8 protein-coding genes and 1 pseudogene are annotated in these 23617 nt (G+C 34.7%); all 9 read right to left on the minus strand.

Features of this window, described 5'->3' with window-relative positions:
• Positions 1–3: 3 nt before the first annotated feature.
• The 9 genes and pseudogenes from HHX25_RS00395 to HHX25_RS00435 all read right to left on the minus strand — a co-directional run bounded on the left by HHX25_RS00395 (position 4) and on the right by HHX25_RS00435 (position 23613).
• Positions 4–6054, minus strand: a complete 6051-nt coding sequence (locus tag HHX25_RS00395; RefSeq protein WP_169668942.1) for a fibronectin type III domain-containing protein — start codon at positions 6052–6054, stop codon at positions 4–6.
• A gap of 2 nt (positions 6055–6056) precedes the next feature.
• Positions 6057–8573 carry a TonB-dependent receptor gene (locus tag HHX25_RS00400; protein ID WP_169668944.1) on the minus strand — a complete coding sequence of 839 codons (2517 nt, stop codon included), beginning with the start codon at positions 8571–8573 and terminating at the stop codon, positions 6057–6059.
• Positions 8574–9141: 568 nt separating this feature from the next.
• A complete protein-coding gene (locus HHX25_RS00405; RefSeq protein WP_169668945.1) occupies positions 9142–9918 on the minus strand; it encodes a toxin-antitoxin system YwqK family antitoxin in 777 nt (258 codons plus the stop codon).
• Positions 9919–10234: 316 nt separating this feature from the next.
• Positions 10235–10558: pseudogene (locus HHX25_RS00410) on the minus strand (integrase core domain-containing protein); the annotation flags it as partial.
• A gap of 142 nt (positions 10559–10700) precedes the next feature.
• Positions 10701–11339 (minus strand): tyrosine-type recombinase/integrase, encoded by a 639-nt coding sequence (locus HHX25_RS00415; RefSeq protein ID WP_169668947.1) that lies wholly within the window; start codon positions 11337–11339, stop codon positions 10701–10703.
• A gap of 71 nt (positions 11340–11410) precedes the next feature.
• Complete coding sequence (locus tag HHX25_RS00420) at positions 11411–11746, minus strand: hypothetical protein (RefSeq protein ID WP_169668949.1); 336 nt, start codon at positions 11744–11746, stop codon at positions 11411–11413.
• Positions 11747–11854: 108 nt separating this feature from the next.
• Positions 11855–12412: an REP-associated tyrosine transposase gene (locus HHX25_RS00425; RefSeq protein ID WP_169668951.1), complete on the minus strand. Its 558-nt coding sequence runs from the start codon at positions 12410–12412 to the stop codon at positions 11855–11857.
• Positions 12413–12970: 558 nt separating this feature from the next.
• On the minus strand, positions 12971–13402 hold the full coding sequence (locus tag HHX25_RS00430; RefSeq protein ID WP_169668953.1) for a hypothetical protein: 432 nt from the start codon (positions 13400–13402) through the stop codon (positions 12971–12973).
• A gap of 5 nt (positions 13403–13407) precedes the next feature.
• Positions 13408–23613, minus strand: coding sequence for an RHS repeat-associated core domain-containing protein (locus tag HHX25_RS00435; protein WP_169668956.1), 10206 nt, complete (start codon positions 23611–23613; stop codon positions 13408–13410).
• Between the last annotated feature and the right edge of the window lie 4 nt (positions 23614–23617).

Consider the following 23617-nt stretch of genomic DNA (forward strand, 5'->3'; position numbering starts at 1 on the left):
TTTTTATTTACAATTAGGTTTTAATTCATTTAATTTCGACCTAAGACCTTCTAACTTTTTAGAAAAATTAGGGGTTGTATTTGAAGTCCGTACTGTTTTTTCAATAAGCTCTTCAATGACTTCACGAATAGTTTTTTTCGATCCACTAGTTATTAAACCTTGATGTAAGCTTGTGCCAGATTCCAATAACATATCTATCATTACAATGGGTCTATCAGGGTTGTTAGTTAGAATAAAATCGCCAAGATTAATATCTTCTATCAACCTATTACCATCTCTAAGAAGTTTGTTTTCAATGTCATCTATTGCTTTGAGATGCATAGAAGTTACCTCAGTAAACCCTATATTATCTATATCTAAATCTTCTCCTTTTGACAACCTTTCTTTAATTTTTTTAATATTATAGCCAGTAATACGCTCCATTCCTATAACTTCACGCCAAGTTCCATCTTCTAATTGTACTCTAAAGCGACCATAATAATCTGGTGCTCCATAAGGTTTTAGATCTATTAATATCTTTTCCATTTCATTTATGGAGTTTTCTTTATGATGTAGATCATATTTAAAGACTACTGGATTTCCGTTTAATTCTCCATCAAAGAATGCGCCTCTAAAGCCACCATCATTAGTCCTTGGAGTTACTTTTACTGGTGTTAACTTAAATACTTTTTGTGCTTCTGCTACTAAATATTTATAAGTCTTGTGATCAAAAACCTCTTCCTTGCGCCCTTTAATTAAAAACATAGCATAATCAACTAATTCTTTATTGGAAGAGCTTACCATGTTAAAAAGTATTTCCGAATGACCACCAATAAGACTTTTCAGTCCTTTATAATCTCCAACTTCCGCCAGCTCTAGTTTTATAAATTCTGGAAGCTCAGATTCTTGTATTAATTTTTGTATACTTTCATGAATTTCTTGTAGACTTATATCCAAAAATTCTCCATTTGGATCCTCATATTTGTATTCTATGACATCACTGAGTTTTTTATTCGAATCAGATGTAATAACGTCAACTTGCTTCAACGCATCTGTGCCAATTTTTTCGGCAATCTTTTCTAAATGCTCTTCGAGTACTTCTCTCGATGTAGCATTGAGCCCCCTTGCCTGATCTATCTGATCATCTAATTCTGTAATGATGTTATCAAACCTTTTACTTATTGTTGCTATTTGTGGCAAACAAGCCACTAACGTAAGCATGTTAATCTTAAACCTCATATCTTCGGATATGGCATCATCATTTAAAGCGTTAGCAAGCATACCCACCGACGAGCCAATTAAATCTGACGAAACCACTACTTTTCTTACTGTATTTCCTACTTTAATGAGTACACCAACACTACCTATTCCCACGGCAAATGAAGCCACATCGAAAGCAAACCAAGCGCCTTTGCTTAGTGCAATATTACTGTTGCTATTACTCATAGCAAAAGCTTGTATTAAGGGCATATATAAAACATCTCCTTTTTTATATTTTTTATCTAAAAAAGTAAAGCTACCTTCTACATACACCAACACCATTTGCCTATAATCGAGTGTCCCTAAACCTGTAGTTATCTTGGTTTTATCAGATATTTTTGCTGAAAAGTTTTGAAAACTAAACAGATCTGCTTCTAACTTTAATATCTCATCTTTACTGATAAACGCACCATCCTCTTTTAAAATCTCTAATGGAGCCGATTCTTTAAAGTGCTCACTACTAACAATCTGATTCCCAGCCCAAACAAAAAACTCACTCAATTGTTCTCCTGAAAGCTTATCGTAAATTTTATCTAGTCCTATTTTATTTTCTATCGTAATTAATATACTATTGTCTGAAGGATCAAAACTGGATACCAGCTTGGTAAGAACATCTTCTGCATTTTTATAAAATGCATCCGTATTGGAAACACCAAACCAATTGCACTCAAACATTTTTACCAATAATTCTAATCGTAAATCTTTATTTACATTTTTAAGTGATTTTGAATTTTCATTAGCATTTATATGTTCTACAATTGTTTTTCTATTATTACAATCAATACTCGTTACATTATCCCAAAACTTATTATTAGTTCCTAAAGCACTTTTAAAATGTTTAGATAATTGGTCTAAAAATATCTGGAAATACCTAGGAGGATTGGTTTTTAATAGTTCCTTAATGTGGGAATTTTGATCTTCATTTAAAAACCCAGACCAAGCATAGTAATTACCTAACTCACTTTCCTTAATTTCGAGCTTACCTCCATCTAATTCTTTAATCTTAAAACCCACAGGACGCACCCATGAAAACCTCGCTTTACCTCTAACACCCCATATTTTTTCATTATTAAGTAAAACTGTTGACTCCGATTGTGTAAAACTTGCAAACAACTCTCTGTTAGAATTTCTAAATGTGGCTATCTCAAAAACTATCTTGTAATCTTTTAAAGCTTCACAATGATCATCTTCAAGCATATTGATAAATAACTCTGAGATAGCCGGAACTTTATCTGCTATTTCAGCATGCTCATCCATCGCCCCTAAAATCATCGTAATTCCATTCTTTTCAACATCTTCCATATCACCATAATCATTATTGATGATATGGTTTACAATTTGCCATTTCTTAGCATCTTTATCTAATTTAGAAGTAACATTGGCTAATGCATTTATAAAACGCGTATAATTATGCTCTCTTCCTTTCCAAAGTACGCCTACTCCCGCATCGTCTATATCGGCAAACAATTCTTTTAATACTTCTGCATCTTCTTCTAAAAAATAGCCTAAAAAAGCATCGTAATAATTTGTTGCGTCTTCTAAGGGTGATGTTTCAAACAGATCAAGTATTAAATCTTCATAATACTCTGTGATATTTACACTTTTAACTATTTTAGATATAATTTGAAACCTTTGTTTAGCGGTTAAATACTGCACGCCACAATTTGCGACACTCTTAATTTTTTCAAAATCTTTATCTTCAAACTCATTTTTATTAAGAATTTCAGCTAAGACGTCTTCTATATCTTTTCTTAATTGTGTCTTATCTTGCGGAAACAAATACTTACGTAATGCTTGTAAAGCGGTAGGGTCTGCCCCTGTACTATGTCGGGGGGTGTATATTTCTACGTTTCTATATAACAAACTATAGCGCCAGGGCCTATTTTCAGTATCATTTTCACCAATTTCTATAGGCTCATATGTGGACATTCCTTCAAAATCCCCTTGATCAATTTTAATCCAAATTTTATGTCCTTCCCATGTGGAATGGAATGTACCTGTTTTTCCAAAAACCGATGTATCAAAAGAGATAACACCATTTTTATTAGTGTTTAAATAGGCACATCGTATGATTTGAAATATCTTATCGGTAAATTCTGTATCTGTATAGGCTCCTTCCTTGTCATCCTGAAACCAATACAATTTAAACCCTGGGGCATACATGGTTTTCCAGTCCATGTGGGTAAGTCTTGTTCCTGTGCCATAATCCATCAAAAAGTCGGTTGCACCTTCTGGAGTTTTATAGGCCTCAAATGGATGTTCCAGGCCAAATACACCATGACCCAATTCGTGCGCAGCAATCCTTGCCTGATTTGAAGAGCCAAATACAAAACCAAACTGACTCTTCAGCGGCATAAATCCGTTTACATCGGCATTACTAACGGGCAGATCACTAATAAAAAGGTAGTAGGTATCACGGCTAACATTATTTTTTGATTTGTAAGCATCAATAATCTGCTTTTCTTCATTAGTGTAATATGATAGATGCCCGCTATCTCCCACATCCAGAAGACCATCAGCATTCCAAGCTTTATCTGGTAATTGTATTGCCTGAGCAACCTTAATGCTAAAGTTTACACCAGATTTATTATAGATATCATTAATCTTATCAGCGATTCCATTAGTTATCTTAGCGTTGTTTATTGGCACAAGAACCAGTTCTATATTCGACAATGCAGAACTCAAGTGAACCAAATTAAAAGTTCCAACTACCTTATGTTTGGTATTATCGCTTTTAGATGGTATGGTTGCAAAAATTTCCTGTATGGCGTAATCGAAAGTTTGTTTGATATTTAAGGTTGCTGCTTCTCCATTCCAATCTGCAGGTATTTTAATACCTTCTTTGGTTTTGAAAACAATATCATTCGTTTTATAATCACTATTTGTTATGTGTGCTACGGCCTTTATAATATCATCGCCTTGTAGTTTAGAAATGGCCTTAAAAGGAATTGTATACGTATCATTTCCAGATTTTATGGTAGGGTATTCTGCAATAAGCTTATTGCTTTCAACTTCGGGCACATTATCATAAGAATAGATACCAGATCTAATAAAATCTACCCGAACACCGATATCTTCTAATTCATCTACCGAAGAACCTCCAGAACCACCATTATCGGCAATCACAGGACCTCCAGGAGCCATTTCGCCCTGGCTGACACTGCCATCTTCAGAAACTGTATAGACGTCTCCATTACGATCTCTGATAACCGTATCTTTTCCTCCAGGCAGATTCCCAACTTCCCCATTAGTACCTATAACTTCTATACCGCCATTTTCATTAGTTCTAACTTCTTCAATTTCAAAGTCTACTTCTACTGCCTTAATATCTCCTTGGTCTCCATATATTGTTTCTTTAGGATCGATATCTACGTCTACTACAATTTCTTCACCTTCTCCAAATTTACCATCATGAACTGTAACAATTTCTCCTTGCGCCAGTTGATTCTCTGAATTCACCAAAACATTATCATACACTACGGCAAATCTTGCATATTTTAAATAGGGAATCTGCACAAATCCTTTTCCCGAAATAATACCATTAGACTGACTGGTTATATTGGTAAGCGTTACAATAAAATCACCTGCCGTAATGCGGTCGCCCGTTGTTAATCCTGGATGCGGATCACGATTCGTTATAGCTATCTTATCTGGGACAATACCACAATTGTAATTTGCAGTTTCATCTTCTTCTGTTTCCGTTGTAATTTCCTGGATTTCTGTAAAATCACTTTCCTCGAATTTACATTTTGCAGCCACCTGATATTCGTAAGTCGTGCCTGGTTTTAAATGCCAAATCGTTGCCCAGGAGCTATTAGTTCTCATGGTAAACCATTCTGCGCCTGGTTTATTAGCTTCACGATAACGAATAATGTACTCTGAGTATAATGCAGGGTTTTCTTCCCAATACACATTAATTTTAGAAGTTCCTTGTGGTTTTGCTGCTACCATATTTGGCAAACCACATGGTTCTGTTCTGGTGAACCAGAAAATTTCGCTATATCCATCATTACGAAACAACCCTATTTCTTCGGCTCCTTGAAGGGCTTTGGCTTTTACCCTCCATGCATATTTTTTATTGCCTAGTAACAACGGTTGTGCAGGGCCATAAATAAAGGTTGTTGCTCTGGTTGTGGTTTGAAATATAGGAGGCAGACTTTGAAAAGCCGTCTGCGGATCTACATACCCATCCCAAACTTCAACAATACTTAATTCATACTCTACATTACTAACATTGATATGTCTTGGAGTCCACTGAAAAACGATATTCTCTACTGCTCCAGGAGTTATGTTGTTTTTATTTAAAGGCAGATTTAATAAAGGCGGTTCATTACTAAAAATAAACGTTGTCTGGCATGTTTTTGAAGACAAACGGTTTCCTGTATTAAAATCGAATACTTCAAAACAAAATTGATAACTACCTTCGGGTATAGTATTCCTATAAACATTTGGGTTAATCCCTTGAATGTTTTGAAACTCGAAATATGGAGCCAATTGGGTGTTATCAAGCCTTAATGGTACTCCGCCAGAAATAAATAAGGGCGTTGCTCCTATGACTAGGTCGTTACTTTGAAAATTAATACCATGACCTTCAAAATAAACCTTTAACCTTATTCGCCTGTCAATTATTGTAATATCATTAAGAGCAAGTTGCAAGTTAATTGGGCTATTAATAGTAGCGACATCGGCATAATTATAAAAATTTACTGGTGCTGGCGGATTAATCTGAGGAATAACCTGGATAGGAAACTGTTGTGCCAAACTCAAATAGCAACCAACAAATAAGTAACAAAGAGCAATGAATAACTTTCTCATAATTATCTTCTGTTTATATATTTTAATTCGACCTTATCTTTATCTGTGTATGTTTTAGACTTCATGTTATAATGTGCTATTATTTTGGTAATGATATATAATTGCACCTTTGGTTTTGGATCATCTCTATCCCACATTCGGAAAATATTGTCCTTTTCCTCTTCCATGACTTCTGTAAGGAACTTATCCGGTTTCTGTAGATCTTCAATAACCTTATACTTTTCTATGTACTCTAACATCCACCTATGAGCTATAAGCTTATCTAAGGCGACCTTTTCATCAAATTTTAAATCTTTAAATTTTTTCTGTAGTTCTTCAGGTTTATTCTTTCTTTCTTGTTCAGAAAGTTTAAATAACTCATGATTGTCTACTTCAATTTTTGCTTTTACAAACTCGCCTTCAAAAGCTTCATCCAATCGGTACATATCTACTTTTAGCTCTAAAAGTGTGTTGAAAATCAATTCATGATATTGGGCCAAAAAATCTTCATAGCTGTAAAGTGCTTTTAAAAAATCAAGAGCCTTAGGCCTATATATTCTAGTATTTCTCTCCTGAGCAGCAATTAGGCGAAGCATTTTCAATTCCTCTTTTTTATATGCTGGTATAAAATCAAACCTTGAGTGGCGCTGTAAGCTATATAATTGATCGTTTATCTGAGGCAATGTCCCTTCATATAAAGAATCCCTGTACTTAAAGCTTATCCATTGTCCCTTCTTCTCTTTAGGAGCTTTCTTTTTTTCCTTTGGTTTTGCTCCAGGGAATTTGATCTTTGGCACCTTAATTTTATCGAGTATGTAGTTATAACCCAAAATAGCCGTAAACTCAACTTGAGAGCTGGCATTATTTTTTCTATACTGAGTTAATAAATTAAGGTTGAAATTGTGCTTTTTCTTTAAACTGTAATTTCCTCCCAACCTGAGGTTAGCTACTTCAGACTGTTTCTTACTGTCTACATGGCTCTGATTATAACTTAAAGACCCAGAAGTTCGGAGTGATTTATCAAAGAAAGACTTATTAGCTGAAAGTATCGGACCATATGTAGTACTGGTAGCGCCTCCAACTTTACTGTAGCTTACATTTACCGAACCAGATACAGTAAACTGAGATGCTGGATACCCCAAGGAATATGCAACATTACCATTGTAAAAATTTGATGTCCCATTTTCTACAACATTACCTCCTTGCTTGTTTACAGCGTTATTTAAAGATCCGTTAAAAGAAATATTTTGATTATTGGTTTCTGTATTTTTTAATAGGTAATTAATATTTATATTGGTGTTCTGGGATATTTGTTGAAAATTCAACGTATCTAGATGATCAAACTGAGATACTTCATTGATATAATCGAATTGATTTTTAATATTGGTATACGACTGAAAATTAGAATATGCCGTTGATATTGTAAGTTTTTCTGAAGCGTTATAATTTACATTAACAGCTGTTACCACTCTTTGCAGTTGAGAACTTTTGGTATTCTTAAGATCGTCTCTTTGTATCCCCCCGTTAACGGTTATGTTTACTTTATTATCAAAGATATTTTGGTAGGCATTTACCGTAAAATTTTCTAAATCATTGTTAAAAAAATAAGCGCCCAAAGTTCGATACTCGGGATCAATATATTCATAGCCCACACCAAGAGACCCACTTCCTACTGGATAGTTAAATGACACATTATAGGCCTTATAGGTGGACGTTGTGACGTTTGTATCCATTAATAAAGCAAATAAACCACCCTGTTCCCCTTCTTCGGTCGCGTTTAGGTTTTCGGTAATAGAAGAAGTAGCTCCTTCAATTTGGATCTCTCCTTTTTCAAAAACCTTGATGCCCCCTTCAATACTTAATACCACATTTTCTTTTGCCTGTAATTCCAGTTCTGCAGGAACTGGATTTTTAATAGAGTTTTCTTCGTCTTTGGCCTTAAATAAAATAAGGGCTATTCTTGTTTTTTCATTGTCGTAACCAGCCTTGAAACCATATCCCATTCGTTTATAAGCTGGTGTGGATTCTGAAGCTTCTGCATCATACTCAGACTGCTTTAATAGCCTTCCATACATAGCACTTAACTTCCACTTTCCAGCAGGGGTTAAATCAAAACCAACCCCGGTGAACTGATGTCCGTTTAATGTATATGGTGAAAATGTCATATTTACATCTCCAATATGGACGGTAGCCCATTTATATGAAGGATGGATACTTAACCTATTAAACGAAAAAGGGTTGCTGCTGTTAAATTTTTGGTTTGAATAGGAAAATGAAAACGGTATATTATACACATTGCTAATATTTAAGTTCACGTTTCCATTCAAAAAATAAGTAAAGGGCTCTCTATTGGACTTGCCTTCATAAAAAACAGAGTTCGCCGACACACCTCCTGTTAATCTAAAAAGTTTTGCTTTCCCTATTTGTCCCAAATCCTGTGCTGTAACGTAGCCAGATATCATCATTAATATCCATGACAAAAAAAACTTTGTTAAATGTTTCCCATAAAGCTTGTCTGTATTAAAATCTGTTATCGACATTTTTCTCTAATACCAAGTATTAATGATCCTTTTTAATTATCCTTTCTTCTCTAAATAGAAACTAGTATGACAATTATTCAAGGGTCAAAATTAGGTCAAATCGATGTTGAAAAATCCACTGTTTTCAGTGAAATTTTACTACATCAAGAAAAATTATAGGTTTTGAAAAATGCTTCGCTTATCCCTTTTATAAGTTCTCTTTACCAACAACTAACCGTTTGATGATAACAAAGATGTTTTATATGACAAATTATAAAAGCTAATTCGGGATTACCATTTTTTTAATCTGGAGCGAACGCTGTATGTGCTAATAAAGTATACGTTTTTAGCCTGTTCTTCTTTTTCCACAAAAAACATGTCTCAAAAGAAACGCAGCTAAAAAAACAAACCCTTTAAAACTAAGTTTTAAAGGGTTTGTTTTTTACAAGATATTAGATGTATTACGTGCATCATTTTTTAGCCATAAAATCAATTTACAGTTTTCTAAATACCACCTGAACCATATTATTTTTCTTTAATCAAAGAATTAAGCATGCCTTAAGGTAATTTAGAGTGACATCAAAAAATGTTATTTATTTTTCTTTGGTTTATTAAATAGCTTTTTAAAAAAGTTTTTTTTAGGAGCCTTACTTCTGTTTATAGAATCTAGTTTCTTTTGTTCTTTTCTCTTTAATTTGTCTTTTACTCTTTTTATAGAATCATTGCGTTTTTTAAGAGATCTCTTTAATTTTAATTTCACCCTATTAATGGAATCATGCTTCCGCTTCGCTTTTCTATCAGCTTTTATTTGAACTTTTTCGAGAGAATCTCTCTTTCGAAGTAATCTCTCCACAAGGTTTTTTGGTCGTTCTTTAAATTCAAAATCATTTTTATGATATATGGTATCTTTTTTAACAAGATCAATCCAATAACCATCTTTTAAATTATTTTTATAGTTTCCTTTCTCAATTAAATTCCCCAATGAATCATAGGCTTTAAAATGGCCATTTCTATGCCCGTTAACCCACGCCTCGTTGGTCTTTAACTTTCCATTTTTATACCATGTTTTCCAATCGCCAATTTTTAAGCCGAAGCTGAACGTGCCCTGCTCCACCAACTGATTGCCTTTATAGTATTTTAAATATTTTTTATGCAACACAAGCCCCCCAGAGGTAGACAACGATTGGTGTATTTCACCAGATTTGTACCAGTAATAGGTCTTGTTTTTATTAAAGTGATTCGTTTTTTTTAGAGATACGTAGCATTCAATATCAAAACCATTGTATCTAATGACCTTTCTCTGCACATCGGAAGAAAAAGCAAAACACATTACAGAACATATTATAAGGCCTATGACTCTTTTCATGGGATAAAATACTTAAATAGCTAAAGTATAAGTAACTTAAAAAACTCTGTGAGGGTTTTACCTTATCAAAGTGAGGGTTTGTAATTTTTCATCACAGTTGTCACCACATAAAACAGTGACAGATATAATTTCTAAAAAAATATTTCCCACAACTCCCTTATCAACAACAAGATATATTATAAACTTAAGAAAACTGTAAAATTACCCCGCTGTTCCATAGTATGCGCTACCGCTAGCATTTGCTAGTGGCGTTTCGAGTAAGAAATAAAAAAAATGAGTCGTCCTAAAATAGGTTGACAGATTTTAATAAATTAAATCAAACCGATGAAGCTAGCTTCATCGGTTTTTTGTTGTGTATAAAATTAGGTGTTTTCATGTTAAGACTCAAATGTGGTCTTTTGTTATTGTAAATTTTGATAGATTCTTTTATTAGTTGTTCCAATTCCTTATTGCATTTATGAATCAAAAATTCCTGTTTTAAAATACCATTTACACGTTCAGCTAAAGCATTTTGGTAACAATCGTAACCATCGGTCATCGAAGGTCTGACATTGTGTTTTTTTAATGCCTTTTGATATAAGGAAGCACAGTATTGCAATCCTCTATCAGAATGATGAATAAGTTCTTTTTTTGAGTTTCGCCAGATGGCTCTAGTATGTCAAAGTAATGGCTACCGCTAGGATTTCCTAGTGGCGTTCCGAGTCAGCAGTCAAGAGTAAGAAAAAATAGAAGTTACTTCAGCGAATAAAAAAACTAGATAAAAAACTTTTCCATTTTATCAATCAATAACTTTCTAGTTTACTATTTACCTTATCAATTTCTTTATCTATGTATGCCTGGGCATAATGTACATAGCGATTAAAAGAACTGCTGGCATAGCTATGCCCACTTATTTTACGAACCAGATGTTCTGGCATTCCTAATATAAGCAGTGTTGTAATAGCAGTTCTTCGCATCATATGAGAACTCATCTCGTCACAAAAGCGGATCTGCTTTTGCCTGACATTAATAGTCATATTTTTAGCTTTCCCTAAACGTTCCCTTGTCATATGTATAGGTTGCGTGTAACCTGCTTTTTCTCCTATTAGTTTTAAATTCCTATTAAAAATAAAGAGGCTCACATTTTTAAATATTGGAGTTTTTGATGATTTAGGCTTATAGTATTTATAAATTTCTGCAGCATAATTAGGTAGTTTTATAAAGCTATACGTTTTCGTTTTTTGCGACTTTATTTTCAGGTACCAATCATCGTTTTGCTTTTCGAAGTTTTTATTGGTAAGTCTATTGATATCCGAAATACGCAACCCCGTAGTACAGCCAAAAATAAATACATCTTTAGTACGTTTTATAGCAGGAGAAAGAGAGCGATCAAAATCTTTATCGTGTATTAAAAATTTCAGCTGCTCGGGTGAGAGTACCAAAATATCTATTTCTTCTTTACGGACATAGAATTGCTTTTGAAAATCGCCAGTTGGAATATTTTTGTCTTCCTTTAAATAATTAAAAAAGTCCGTATAATTTTGATGTTGGCTCCTACATAATTGTCATGACATCCCTTTTTGTATAGGAACTCCGTGTATTTTTTGTAAAACTTTTTCCAATAGTTTTTCTCTGAAATAAATTCCCTGACATTTAGCTTATAAACATCACATACACGAAAATCAAAATTGGTTTCCAGACAGAATTTAGCTAAATTATTAAATATATACCTATAATTATCGATAGTCCGTTTTGTGATTGTTTCACCATTTTTTTTAAGGTGTTTCCCTGTTTCGCTATCTCGGACAAATTGTTTAAATAATGGCAGGAGGTCCGTCGTTTTTTTCATGAAGAACTATTAATAATTATATGTTACCATATAATAAATTTAATGGATTTATTGTGGTTTACAAATGGTTAAAAAGGAAAAAAATAAGTTGTATAGATTATCATTCTTTTATTCAAAAAAGCCAACATTGTCAATTTCTAAAACAGTATGGTCGTCCTGAAAATTTCTGGCACTTGAGTACTTCCAATCTATAGCATTGGTTACAAAACCGCTTTCTATTGGATTATTATGTATATAATCTATTTTTTGTTTAATAACTTTTTCACTCCATAATTCTATTGGCTTATTATGGTGTTGCCAAAATTGATACTTGGATGTCGTTGCATTCTTTTTGCCTGCTCTTTCAAACATCCACAATAGCCATTCTTTTCTGCTTTCTCGTGGGTTGGTCTCTATAGATTCTATCATTGTTTTTGATGTATGCCGTTTAAAATCTCTTAATAAACCTGCTGGATCTTCATTAGCCGAACGGAAAACAAAATGTACATGACTAGGCATGAAACAATAAGCATATAATTCCATACCTTTTTCTAACCTGCAATAAGTTATACTTTTTGCCAGGACATCAAAATAGACTTGTCTTGTAAAGATATCTATCCAATTTATGGTAGCAAAAGACACAAAATATAATCCACTTTTGTTGTGAAATTTATAGTTTCTACTCATGCCCCTAATATAGGTAAAACTTAATATTATCTATTAATTTACTAGCCACAGTAAAAAACAAAAAGCCCTTACATCTCTGTAAAAGCTTTTCTATTTTTATTTTTTTTATTTCTCACTCTTACCGCCACTAGCAAATGCTAGCGGTAGCCGTTACTTGCACATACTAGCACCATCTGGGGAAGCTTAAGTCTATTGCTTAAAAAAAACCTTTACACCTCTGTAAAAGCTTTTTCTATATTATTTTTTTTATTTCTTACTCAAAACGCCACTAGCAAATGCTAGCGGTAGCGCATACTATGGAACAGCGGGGGATATTAGTGAACTTCCAGAAAAAGACAGGCAAGCCATTTTATACAATCTTGATGCGCTGTTGCGCGATGCTAAAACGCGATTGGCTTATAACTAAAAAAGCCTTTACATCTCTGTAAAAGCTTTTCTATTTTATTTTTTCTTATTTATCACGTCTTTAGCGTGACTCTTGACTGCTGACTCGGAACGCCACTAGCAAATGCTAGCGGTAGCCGTTACGTGTTAATCTAGCACCATCTGGGGTAGCCGTTACGGTAAACTAGCACCAGCTGGGGTTAAATAAATCTTTTTCCAATGTAAAGATTCTTGAGTTGTAATCCATTTAGAGAATCTATCGAAAGCATTTTCTTCTTTAAACCAATATTCATTGTTAACATATTTACTCCAGTATTTTTCAACTAGCGATTCATCTACACGTAAAATATAGTCATATTTTTCAATATTAAGCACTTTCATTAGTTTTTCTTCAAACTCTTTTATTCTTGTTTGAGGTTCTTCTTCCAAAATAAACCAACCATATTTTATGCCGACCGAAAAAACGGTTAATTCTTTAGATATTTCTAAATCGATATTCTCACCAAATATCTCTCCTTCAAAAAACGATTTATTAAAAGTCTCTTTATTTATTTTATTAAGAAACTCATATCCTGATTCGTTAATTACATAAGTTACTAAATACATAGACATTAAAATTTAATTACTTCCATTTCTCCTTTACCGTGTAAGAATATAATTGTCCCGCTAGAACCAGCATCTCCTGCGGCCTTCCTAGAAGATACCGATTCTCTTATAAATGAATCTAATCCTTCATTAAATGATTCCAAAGTCGTTCCACTACCAGTACCATCAATTATTGTGAACCCACCATCTCCAGCTTGTTTTGTGCCTTTTCTTAAATTCTTATTAACAGCATTTGCAGAATTACTTGCTAATCTTTTACTTTCTGCTGCAATTTGCTTTCCATACGCCCCCATAATTGTTATTTCTCCAGCTCCATTGGCAACTCCTTCTCCTTTAATAATAACATCTAAGCCTCTATCGCTTAAAGCTTCACCCGTCGCTTTGAGTTTATTGAGGTCTGCTAATGCGTTTTTACTTCTTCCAGCATATTCAATAGCTTCATCTGTAACTTTAACTATGCCTTTTAAAAGATGTGTTTCACCTTTAATTAATCTCCATATCTTGCGTCCTACTGCCCCTGCAACAATTGGTACAAATACTCCTCCAAAAGCGAAGACTTTATCTGTGTTAGTTGCGGTCATTCCTTTAACATTTATTGGACCTGATTCTTCAGGCAATATTGTAGTTGCTATAACCACAGCATCATCAACATCAGTAAATTGCAGAACATCTGTTGTCACATCAATAGTTATATATCCTAACATTCTAGAACTAACAACTGTACTTTTATCATGTAATTCAGGATTCTCTATTTTATCTATCGCAGCTCCCTTTTTAAACTTGCCTAACCAATAAAGCAAACTAAATCTCCCCAAACCATCTGTAGCTCCTAATCTATATTTTTCCAGCCCTTCTAATTCAATAGCATCAATTAACCTATTTTCGCTAAATGCATAAGGAGAGTTATATGCATACTTTCTAGCCAATGGGTCAACCGCAAAGAACCTACCCACCCTAGGATCATGCATCCTATACTTATAATTTACAGAACTTCCGTCAACATTTTTTACTTCATTATCCATCTCCTGCCCTTGGAAGCCATAACGGTAATCAGGCGTGTTATCATGCCTGTTAGGCAGTAATTGGCCAAAGGGATAGTAGTCATTAAATGTAAGAACGTCCGCAGTAAAGTTAGTAAAATTAAGTGGGTCTGCAACCAATTTTCGATCACTGACCACACTTAGTACATTACCTAGATGGTTACTAAGCTCGTAACGCTTGTCGCCAACTTTACGGATAAAGGTGTTTTCTGGCAAGGTGGCATCTATATTTTGGGCTTGTGCTATAAAATTAGAGCCTAGAACTGTTGAAAACCCAGGTTTTAATATAACCTGACCAGCTCGCATTGTCATATTACCAGTATCATCAATAGTATACGTATTAACCCCTCCAGCAACGTCTATCTTATTTGCTGCTTGTAGCAGTTCGGTTGTTGTTATGTTATCGGTTGTCAATACCAGGTTTTCTTGTATTATAAACGTATTACCATCATCTGGTATGGATATATTTTTCTGCTCAATACCCAATCTGGAACTCCCGTAAATGTTATGTTCCTTAAGTACAACAGATTTATTTACCGAAATGTTAGTAATATCGGTCTCATTAGTTTCATAAACAGCCAATACATTACCCTGCGCATCACGTGTGTAAACAGTCGTTATGTTTTCTGGTAATAAGGTTTTTGCTATTCGGTTACCCAATCCATCATATTCAAAACGGATTTCTACGCCCCCTGTTTTGGTAATGCTCTTTACTTTACCATCTACACGCCAATCGATGTTAGTGATATTCTCACTAAAGTCTGAAGTTAACTGCCCTATTTCATCATACTCATAATTATCTACAGATTGACCGACCAAATCTTTAAACCCAGCATCACCAATAGCATCCGTGACATAGTTTAATTGATTATTTTTTGTTATTTCACCAGTTAGAGGGTTTTCTTTGGTATTATTATATTTATAATCTAATTGGTCCATATCCTGACCATTATGGGCTTTTCTGTTGAGTGTTTTCAGATTTCCGTTTCTATCGTAACTATAATCGGCATAATAATTTGCATTATTGTTTACATCAAACCCTTGCATGGATTTAATACGGTTTAACTGATCGTACTTATAATGATTTATTTGAGAACCCAATGAAACTTCATCTTTATCCATTAAACCTGTAGTCATAAGCCTTATATTACCATTATATAAATCGCTTGTATTGTTTGGTCCGCCTGCGCCACTGTTTACGAAGGCATTTATGGTTCCTATAGGCTGGTAATCTTCATCGTTATAGGCTAATGCAAATCCGTAGGCATCTGTTGCAATGTTAGAGTCTGTATCGCCATCGCCTCCCAAATCGTTAGTTGGGTCTAACTCATCTGAATTCACACCTTTTAACCAACCTTGTATGGTATAGGCATAATCTTGGCCTTGCACTTTTTTGTCACCGAGTTCTGTTCTTGCCAGTGGACCGTGAGCAAAATAGTCATAACTGGCATCTTGTTCCCAAATATACCCATTGGCCGATGTTTCTACAGCTGTTATACGGTTATTGGCATCGTAAGTATATTTATGTATAAATTGATCAGGAGCCTCTTTTTGATAATATACCTTGTTTACATTACCGCTTATTAAATCGTACTCGTATTCTACACGCTTGAGCCCCGAATATAGCATAGCCGATTTTGCAAGCAATCTGTTGTGGTGTACTAACTCTTTTACATTACCATGTATATCGTAATTGTAATACATCGCATTATTAAAATCTATGGATGCTGTTGGTGGTGTTACTGTTACTTTATCAAAATAATATACTTCGGTAACCCTATTCCTAGAAGTTATATCTAAACGACCAGCATCTAATGTTTTAAACACGATACCTGGATCACTAATGTATGTGTTGTATTTGGTTCGTGTTACTTCATTTTGTTGATCGGATATATTTTTTGGAAAAAGAACAACCGAATTATCCTCTGAAAAACCATCTGTAAACACGGGGTCTCCCGTAGTTATATCTACAAGTTTTCCTGTGGTCTGGTTAATCGCTATGGGTATTTTTGGCACCAACTCACCAGCCTCTGTAATACGTCCCAATTCGTCATAAACAGTATAACTGAAGGTATTATTTGTTAATTGTTTTGCATTTTGTGAAGCCACAATACGTCCTAAAGCATCATAAGCAAAACGCGTTTCGCCTCCGTCTGGTGTAAATTGCCATACCAACTGATTTAAGGAGTTATAAGCGTATTGGGTTTTATAATCGTGTGGTGGTAACAATGCTACATCCTCATTGGCTTCGTTGTTCTTTCTATGAATGTTAATTCTATCATTAAGTGTTGCTCCATTAGTATCTTGTGCCATTAACTGGGCATTGGTAAATCTGTTGGTGCCTTCTGGTGGTATGGTTTGCGATAAGTTGCCTGCTTGATCATAGTAGTATAGCGTGTATTGATATTCTTTATCATGATACTTCATACTGAAGTTCTCTACGGCATTGTTTATTGCATTTTCAAGATAGGCGTTAATAAATGCTTCACGCTCTCTATCCAGTAAAGCTATATATGCATCATCTCTGTAACTGTTATATATAGCTTTTGCAAACTCTACACATGGTGGATCTTCTGGCATATTAGGTGGCTGATAACCATTAGTAGTAATTGGTAATGGTGATGGTAGTGAAATACATTTGGTCCCATCTTCTTTCAATTCATATAACTTATCTGACGTGAACTGTACCCAAGTTTTAATGTCGTCTGGTGTTCCTGCAGTATCCATCGCATTAATGTGAGCTACATAGGCATCAATAATACCTTCCATACCAGCAATATTAATATCCGGGTCTTCATAACCATATCCAAACTCGGTGGCACCAAAATCGCCTATAGTCAAGTAATGTATTGATTGATCTGCATCTGTTATCCCTAACTCTGTTAAATAATAAACATAATCGTCTGTTATGTATGCATATTTCCTATCACAAAAGGCTTCTTCCGTTATACTTTGTTGTTCAGTATCCCCAATGGCGTTAATCGCTGTAGTAAATGCCGCAAACTTATCTGTACAGCTAACAGGTTCTATAGGTTGAGCAACACATTCAGCCAAAGAATTGCTACATGATTCGGGAACAATGTCCTCATCTCCAAATTCCCCATAAATTAAAAGTTGATACAGGTTTTCTGGGTTATCTGGATCTTCATAATCAATTTGTGCTATCAGACCATAACCTGGCTGAGTAGTATAAGGCAATTCTCCAGTAAATCTTAAACTTGCTTTAAAATTAATATTTGCTCCTTGTTCAAAAATTAAAGGAATCTCATCGTCCCAAGCAGCTTCTAAAGTAGAATCAAACCTCAAGCCTGTACCATAAACAGGGTCTGTAATCCAACTGCTATTATTAATATTTATATTTCCAATCCCATCTGTTGAAGTAGTGGAACCACTACCTTCGTTCAAGCTGAAAGAGCGTTCAATACCATTAAAGTTATATGAAAAATTAAAAATATCGAAAGCTGTCCCATAAGCGTCTGTTTCATTCCACGAAAAGCGATTTTTGGGGTAATAACGCCCTTTATTCACAGTATAATCAACAACACCAAATATTAACTCATTGTTTTCCTGTTTAAAGGATTGTCCGTTTACTATTATTTCTGCCGTATTATAATCTCCTGGATTTTCTGAATAATTACTAAAATCTAACCTAGCTTCAAAGTTTACAAGTTCATTTAAAGACACTTTAAATCCTTTGGGGCTAAAATTTATATCTCTGCTTTCTATACGATTTGTCGCAGCTGCTATCTGTTTTCTTAAGGTAAAGGCTGGTTTGAATTTATTTATAGGTTCCTCTGATTGATATTGATTTATATTAGATTTTTCAAAAGTATAAATCGGGTAAGCACCATTATATGTACTAACTGTTAAGTAGTTATTGTCTGGCGAAATCCTAATTATCGGGAAATTATAACTACTCCCTTCTATAACTGTATCGAATGGCTGTTCATTAACTAAAGATGCAGTGCTTAAATCTCCTGGTGTTGTAAGTAAGTATGTTCTAAGTATAGGGGTACCAGATCCATAGAAAATTAACAGTTTTTTTAAATCTTTTGAAAAAGTAAAACTCCGGCCTGGCCCTGTTGTAAGTGTTTCTTCCTGTGTAGGATTACTAAGGTCGAATGGAGCTGATAATGAATACCTCGTAAGTCCTTCCGTTTTAAACAAATACATATTTAAACCATTATCGGTCATAAATATATCTGTGTCGTTTAGTATTCCAGATAAATTAACGCGACTAACCTCTGTCATTGTTGATATATCGTGAGGTATAGAAAATTCATACAATATTATTTCTCCTTGTATATCATTAAATTTGTGGATCATAAAATTCCCTGAAGAAGTTATGTGAATACCCTCTCCTTGACCAAAAATACCTGCAGAAGCATTTAAATTAGCCGTTGAGACGTCATATGGAGTTGAACATAAATATTGTCTACCCACACTATTATGAAAACTAATATAAAGTATATTACCATCTGCACTCCAAGTGTGCCCAACAGCCTGATTTGATGCAGAAAATCTCTTACCTTTATAAACATAAGTATAACTATCAGAAAGTTCTTTATAATTATTAATATCATCACAACACAAAAAGTTAAGCAAACTATTATCTACACCAGTTATAGTTCCTTGCGTGCTTTCTTTTATATATGTGTTCGTTAACCAAGTTACCTTTACATTTTGCCCAGTTATAGCATTTCCTGTTGCGTTATAGGTATAATTAAAACTAAGATTGGTAATGGTACCAGTTGTTGGCAATGGGGCGTCTAAACTCATTAAAAAATTATCAACGCCATCAATAGATAACGTATAGGTATTATTTCCTATGTTATTCCAAGTCGTGGTTTCACTATTCTCAAAAAACTCTGGTAAATACCCATTAGCATAAGCATCTGCGTCAGTAATAACTATATCTGAACCATCAATTTGATTGGAGTCTATAAGGCTGTTAAGCAGTTTAGCCATGGCCTTATTAAAATGGGACTCCTTGTTACATGCCCCCGTTTCATCATAGGTATTGCCTTCTCCTAAATATTGTCCTTCTGCTACTGGGTTTGTTGTGCTACAGGTAATACGCGCTTTAGTAGTTCCAGTAATTACGATTTCTTCGTATGTGCCATTATTAACATCTAATTTCGCCAAGGCTCTATACTCAAACAGTTGGCTAGTTTCATTATAAGATGTCGTTATAGTATTTACCTCAGTAATAACAAACCCCGTACTACCATAATTATTCCAATTATAGCCTGGAATAGTAATATTAACATCGGAATCTACCAGATTGTTTATATTTAATGTGAGTATCTCATTCGAGGCTCCTGAAACGTTTCCATTTATAGAAACCGAACTGGCAGGAAAATCTCCTCCAAATTCTTTAAACAAGGTGGATGATACGTAGAGTGCGTCGTACGTTCTACTGCCTGTAACAGTAGGCGTAATTAAAGCCGCGCTTTCTTTAAAATAACCGTCTAAATAGACTACTAAATCCCTAGCTAATGGACAGATTCCTGTATTTACATAATATTCATAATCTACTTGCTCTGCTATATCTGCAACAGCATCTTCTGGATCTGCGCCAGCATTGTGAAACATATCGGTTGGCAAAAAACGTTTTTGTTTTTTTGTATAGTTATCTGCAAAAGAATCACTACATAAACCATCCGACGGACTTGTTCCATTTAAATAACTTTCTAAAACAGATGTGATACTACTACTATATGTAGAAATGTTAGCCACTAAAGCTACTGGTGCTTCTGAAAGACCTATGCAGCCATTATAAGTACCTTGTTTTTGGGCATAAGCATTTAAAAACACCGATTGTATCCGCTGTTTTAAACCTAAATAATTAGCTTTATAGGTATTCCAGAACAGATCTTTATTTTCTGGTGTTAAGTCGCTTAAAATACTAGATACCGTGGTAAGCTGCGTACAATTGGTTAAACTATTACAACTTACTGTAGCATGGGCGGAAGCCATCATTAATGCTCCTGTGCCATCAAAATCGCCTCCAGCTTCTTTTAAAGCATCAATCATGATCTGCTTTCTTGCATTGGCTAAAGCTAATGTCTCAAAACCATCTTGGGTTGTCCCTATTTGTGTAGCTTGAAAATAAGGGTCCTTATTGTATATTGATAAATCATCAGACAAAAGCAATGCATCTTCTGCTTTTTGATAAGTATCAAGAGATTGTAAATAAGAGTCGAATCCATCTGAACTAAAATCACCTGCGGTATTTGTTAGTTCGCACAAGGCATTACTATACTGTAAATAGTCATATTCTGGGTGGTACGATAACAATGAATAGGCCCAGCTGTCCTGCCATACATCAGGATGTGTTATATCTGAACTATTACCCAAGTATTGGGGCTCTACCCAGTACTCATCATCAGAATCTTCTACAAGTGTCATGGGGACATCTTCATTAATTACGGGGTTATAGCTTACAATTTCTTCCTCATTTTCATCAATAGTTATTGTTCTTTTTACTTTTACATAACTAATTGTACCATCTTCATTATAATAATGCCCTTCTTCCTTTGAAACGGAGATATCATAATCTGGATGCCAGGGATTTTTCCAACTATAATATTCGTCTTCATCTTTTTTGGCACTTAACAGTTTATTGTTTTCATTAAAGATATTTAATGTCGTTTCTGATTCATCTGATCCATTACCATATTGTCCTAGAGGACTCATATCTCTTAACAATTGATCCAGAGCTGTTTTACAAGAAATAACATTAGGGGCAGCACCGTTACTATTGCTAGCATCGGTACATAAAGCTTGACACGTTTCTAAGGCTTCTTGCCACTGAGCTTCTAAAGAGGCTCTGAATCTAACTTTTTCTTCATCGGAAAGTGCATCGTATGACTCTTGGTTATAGCTTATTTGAACATCGGCATACACTGTAGCTGTGGCATATTCCGCCAGAAGATTAGTCTCGCAATCAATACAGTTTATATTACATCCCTCCACAATAAGCGGGTCTAATTCTGCAGCAAGATCCGTTTTGGACACATAGCAAGGATCTCCAGGAGTTTGTAGCTTTGTTATGTATTGATCTGCATATACGGTAACAGAATCTTTATTTACTCGAAGACGTTTATTTATGGTAAAAGTCCCTCTTTTAACTGGAGCCAATGTTTCTGGAATTGAAAATATGAGGTTTGTAGCTCCTGTTCCTAAATCTATGGTTTCTGTTATTGCTGCAGGCAAAATACTTTCGGCATCCTCATTTAATACATCGATTTCTAAATTGTATATTATTGGGTATCTTTTACTAATATCACAATATGTAAAAGGCAATGTATCGGTAACATTGTAATTAAAAGTTCGGGTGTCATCAAAAACAGCAGTTTTTATAGCACTGTATGACAACTGATCTTGTAAAGGTCCAAAAGCACCTGAAGCTCCTACTTCATTATTATCTTCGGGCTTATCGGTGTCTCCACTAGATACTTTGCCTAAAAGATCTGTGGTAAATTCTGTATGCAAGCTAGTATCTGCCTCATCATCTAAAGGGTCTAACTCTAATGGTGTAGCCCCTGCTAAAGCGGTCGCTATGGTTCGCCCTTGCGGGTCTATATAACTTATACTTAATTGTCTATTGGGATCTAATACCATATTTTTTTTATAGTGTGATGCATGACCAACAGAATAACCGAAGAGACGGTTTAGTTCTATTTGTTCTGGTACACCATAATAATATTCCATATCATGTTCAGAACCTAATTGATGTGTTTTACCCACACCACTTTTTCTACGAATCCTACCCGTATTATCTGGGGTATACTCTATTTGTGAGAATGGGTACTTTGAAGCGTTTGGGAGGCGGTCGCGTTTCGCTCCTGTAAAACTGGTATTGTCTCCTGAATAATAATTACTAGCTCCAATGATTGTATCCATTTCTTTATCTGTAGAGAGCTCATCTACAACATTTTGAGTATCTATATCGAAATCCAAATAGCTATACGGTGTTCCAGCACTATTTAAGTTAAAACTAGAATGATACTTTAATTCGTTTACCGTAGTGGGCACAGGTAGTACCTCTACTGCTGGTCTACCCTGAGCATCATATATGACCTCACCAATTACGGCATTATTGTCTGTATTGATTGTTGTTACTGTTTGACGGTTACGTAACGAGCCATCAAAATAACTAACCACTTCTTTCTTTTTCCCCGCTTCAGCATATGAAGCCTGAAATTGCCAATTTTTAGTTGCTTCATGATCTTGAAGCTGATCAATTTCATGGACGCCATTACCTTGTGTTCCCCAATTTAAAACCTTAGTATCCTCTCCTATTGGATTAGCACTCCACTCACTATACTTGGTTTTTGAGAAGGTAGGGTCTTCTGCCACACTAAAATGACCTACCGCTCTTACTCTATAAATTATAAAGCCTCTCTCATAAACTAAAGGAATACTATAACTTGTTTCACTGGTTTGTACACGTGTGCTGTTACGCTGAAAATCTTTAACTGAAAATGGAATTAAGTCTGATGTTAAAAAAGTAGATAGGTCATCTCCATAACTATCCACCCATGTCCATTCTACATCATAATGACTCGCTTCTGTTATACCAGTCCAATTAATCTGTAACTCAGTATTGTTATTTGTAAGTGCAGAAGCAACACCTGTTAGTGCCGTTTCTGGCAGTTCATAATAGCGGGTAGTATCAAATCCCACCGTAAGTACCATATTATCTGGAACCGTAGTATTATCAATGGAACCATTTTCTAAATCTTCAAAGGTAAAGCTCGAAACCACGATATTGGCACCATAAGTATTGGCAATAATATGTTGGTTTAAATCGGTAATGTTTCTTACTCCCGGAGCTAAATTATTCTCCACTTCTAAAGTAATGTCCTGGCTTGTAGCATCTGGTGTTCCATCAGGCAATACAGGCGTAACCTGTAAGCTTATCGAAAATTTATAAGCTGTATACGGTGCCGTATCTTCTTTTATTCCCAAAGAAAAATAGGTGTAAGGGTTTACATCTGTAGTTCCCGTTACTTCTGCCGACGTATTTGTGCTTAAAGTGCCATTAATGATCTCTGTAGGCCCAGTAAACTCATCTTTAAAGTTTTGAGCATGTATATTAAACCCAGAAATTAATACGAGTAATATAACTTTTATGTACCGTGATTTAATTTTTTTTAAAAACATATCT

The organism is Flavivirga algicola (assembly GCF_012910715.1).
Classification (GTDB): Bacteria; Bacteroidota; Bacteroidia; order Flavobacteriales; family Flavobacteriaceae; genus Flavivirga; species Flavivirga algicola.

What these genes read in the sequence shown, in the direction of transcription:
- HHX25_RS00395 (WP_169668942.1), bottom strand. Translation starts at nt 6,054, where the DNA reads ATGAGAAAGTTATTCATTGCTCTTTGTTACTTATTTGTTGGTTGCTAT.
- HHX25_RS00400 (WP_169668944.1), bottom strand. Translation starts at nt 8,573, where the DNA reads ATGTCGATAACAGATTTTAATACAGACAAGCTTTATGGGAAACATTTA.
- HHX25_RS00405 (WP_169668945.1), bottom strand. Translation starts at nt 9,918, where the DNA reads ATGAAAAGAGTCATAGGCCTTATAATATGTTCTGTAATGTGTTTTGCT.
- HHX25_RS00420 (WP_169668949.1), bottom strand. Translation starts at nt 11,746, where the DNA reads ATGAAAAAAACGACGGACCTCCTGCCATTATTTAAACAATTTGTCCGA.
- HHX25_RS00425 (WP_169668951.1), bottom strand. Translation starts at nt 12,412, where the DNA reads ATGAGTAGAAACTATAAATTTCACAACAAAAGTGGATTATATTTTGTG.
- HHX25_RS00430 (WP_169668953.1), bottom strand. Translation starts at nt 13,402, where the DNA reads ATGTATTTAGTAACTTATGTAATTAACGAATCAGGATATGAGTTTCTT.
- HHX25_RS00435 (WP_169668956.1), bottom strand. Translation starts at nt 23,613, where the DNA reads ATGTTTTTAAAAAAAATTAAATCACGGTACATAAAAGTTATATTACTC.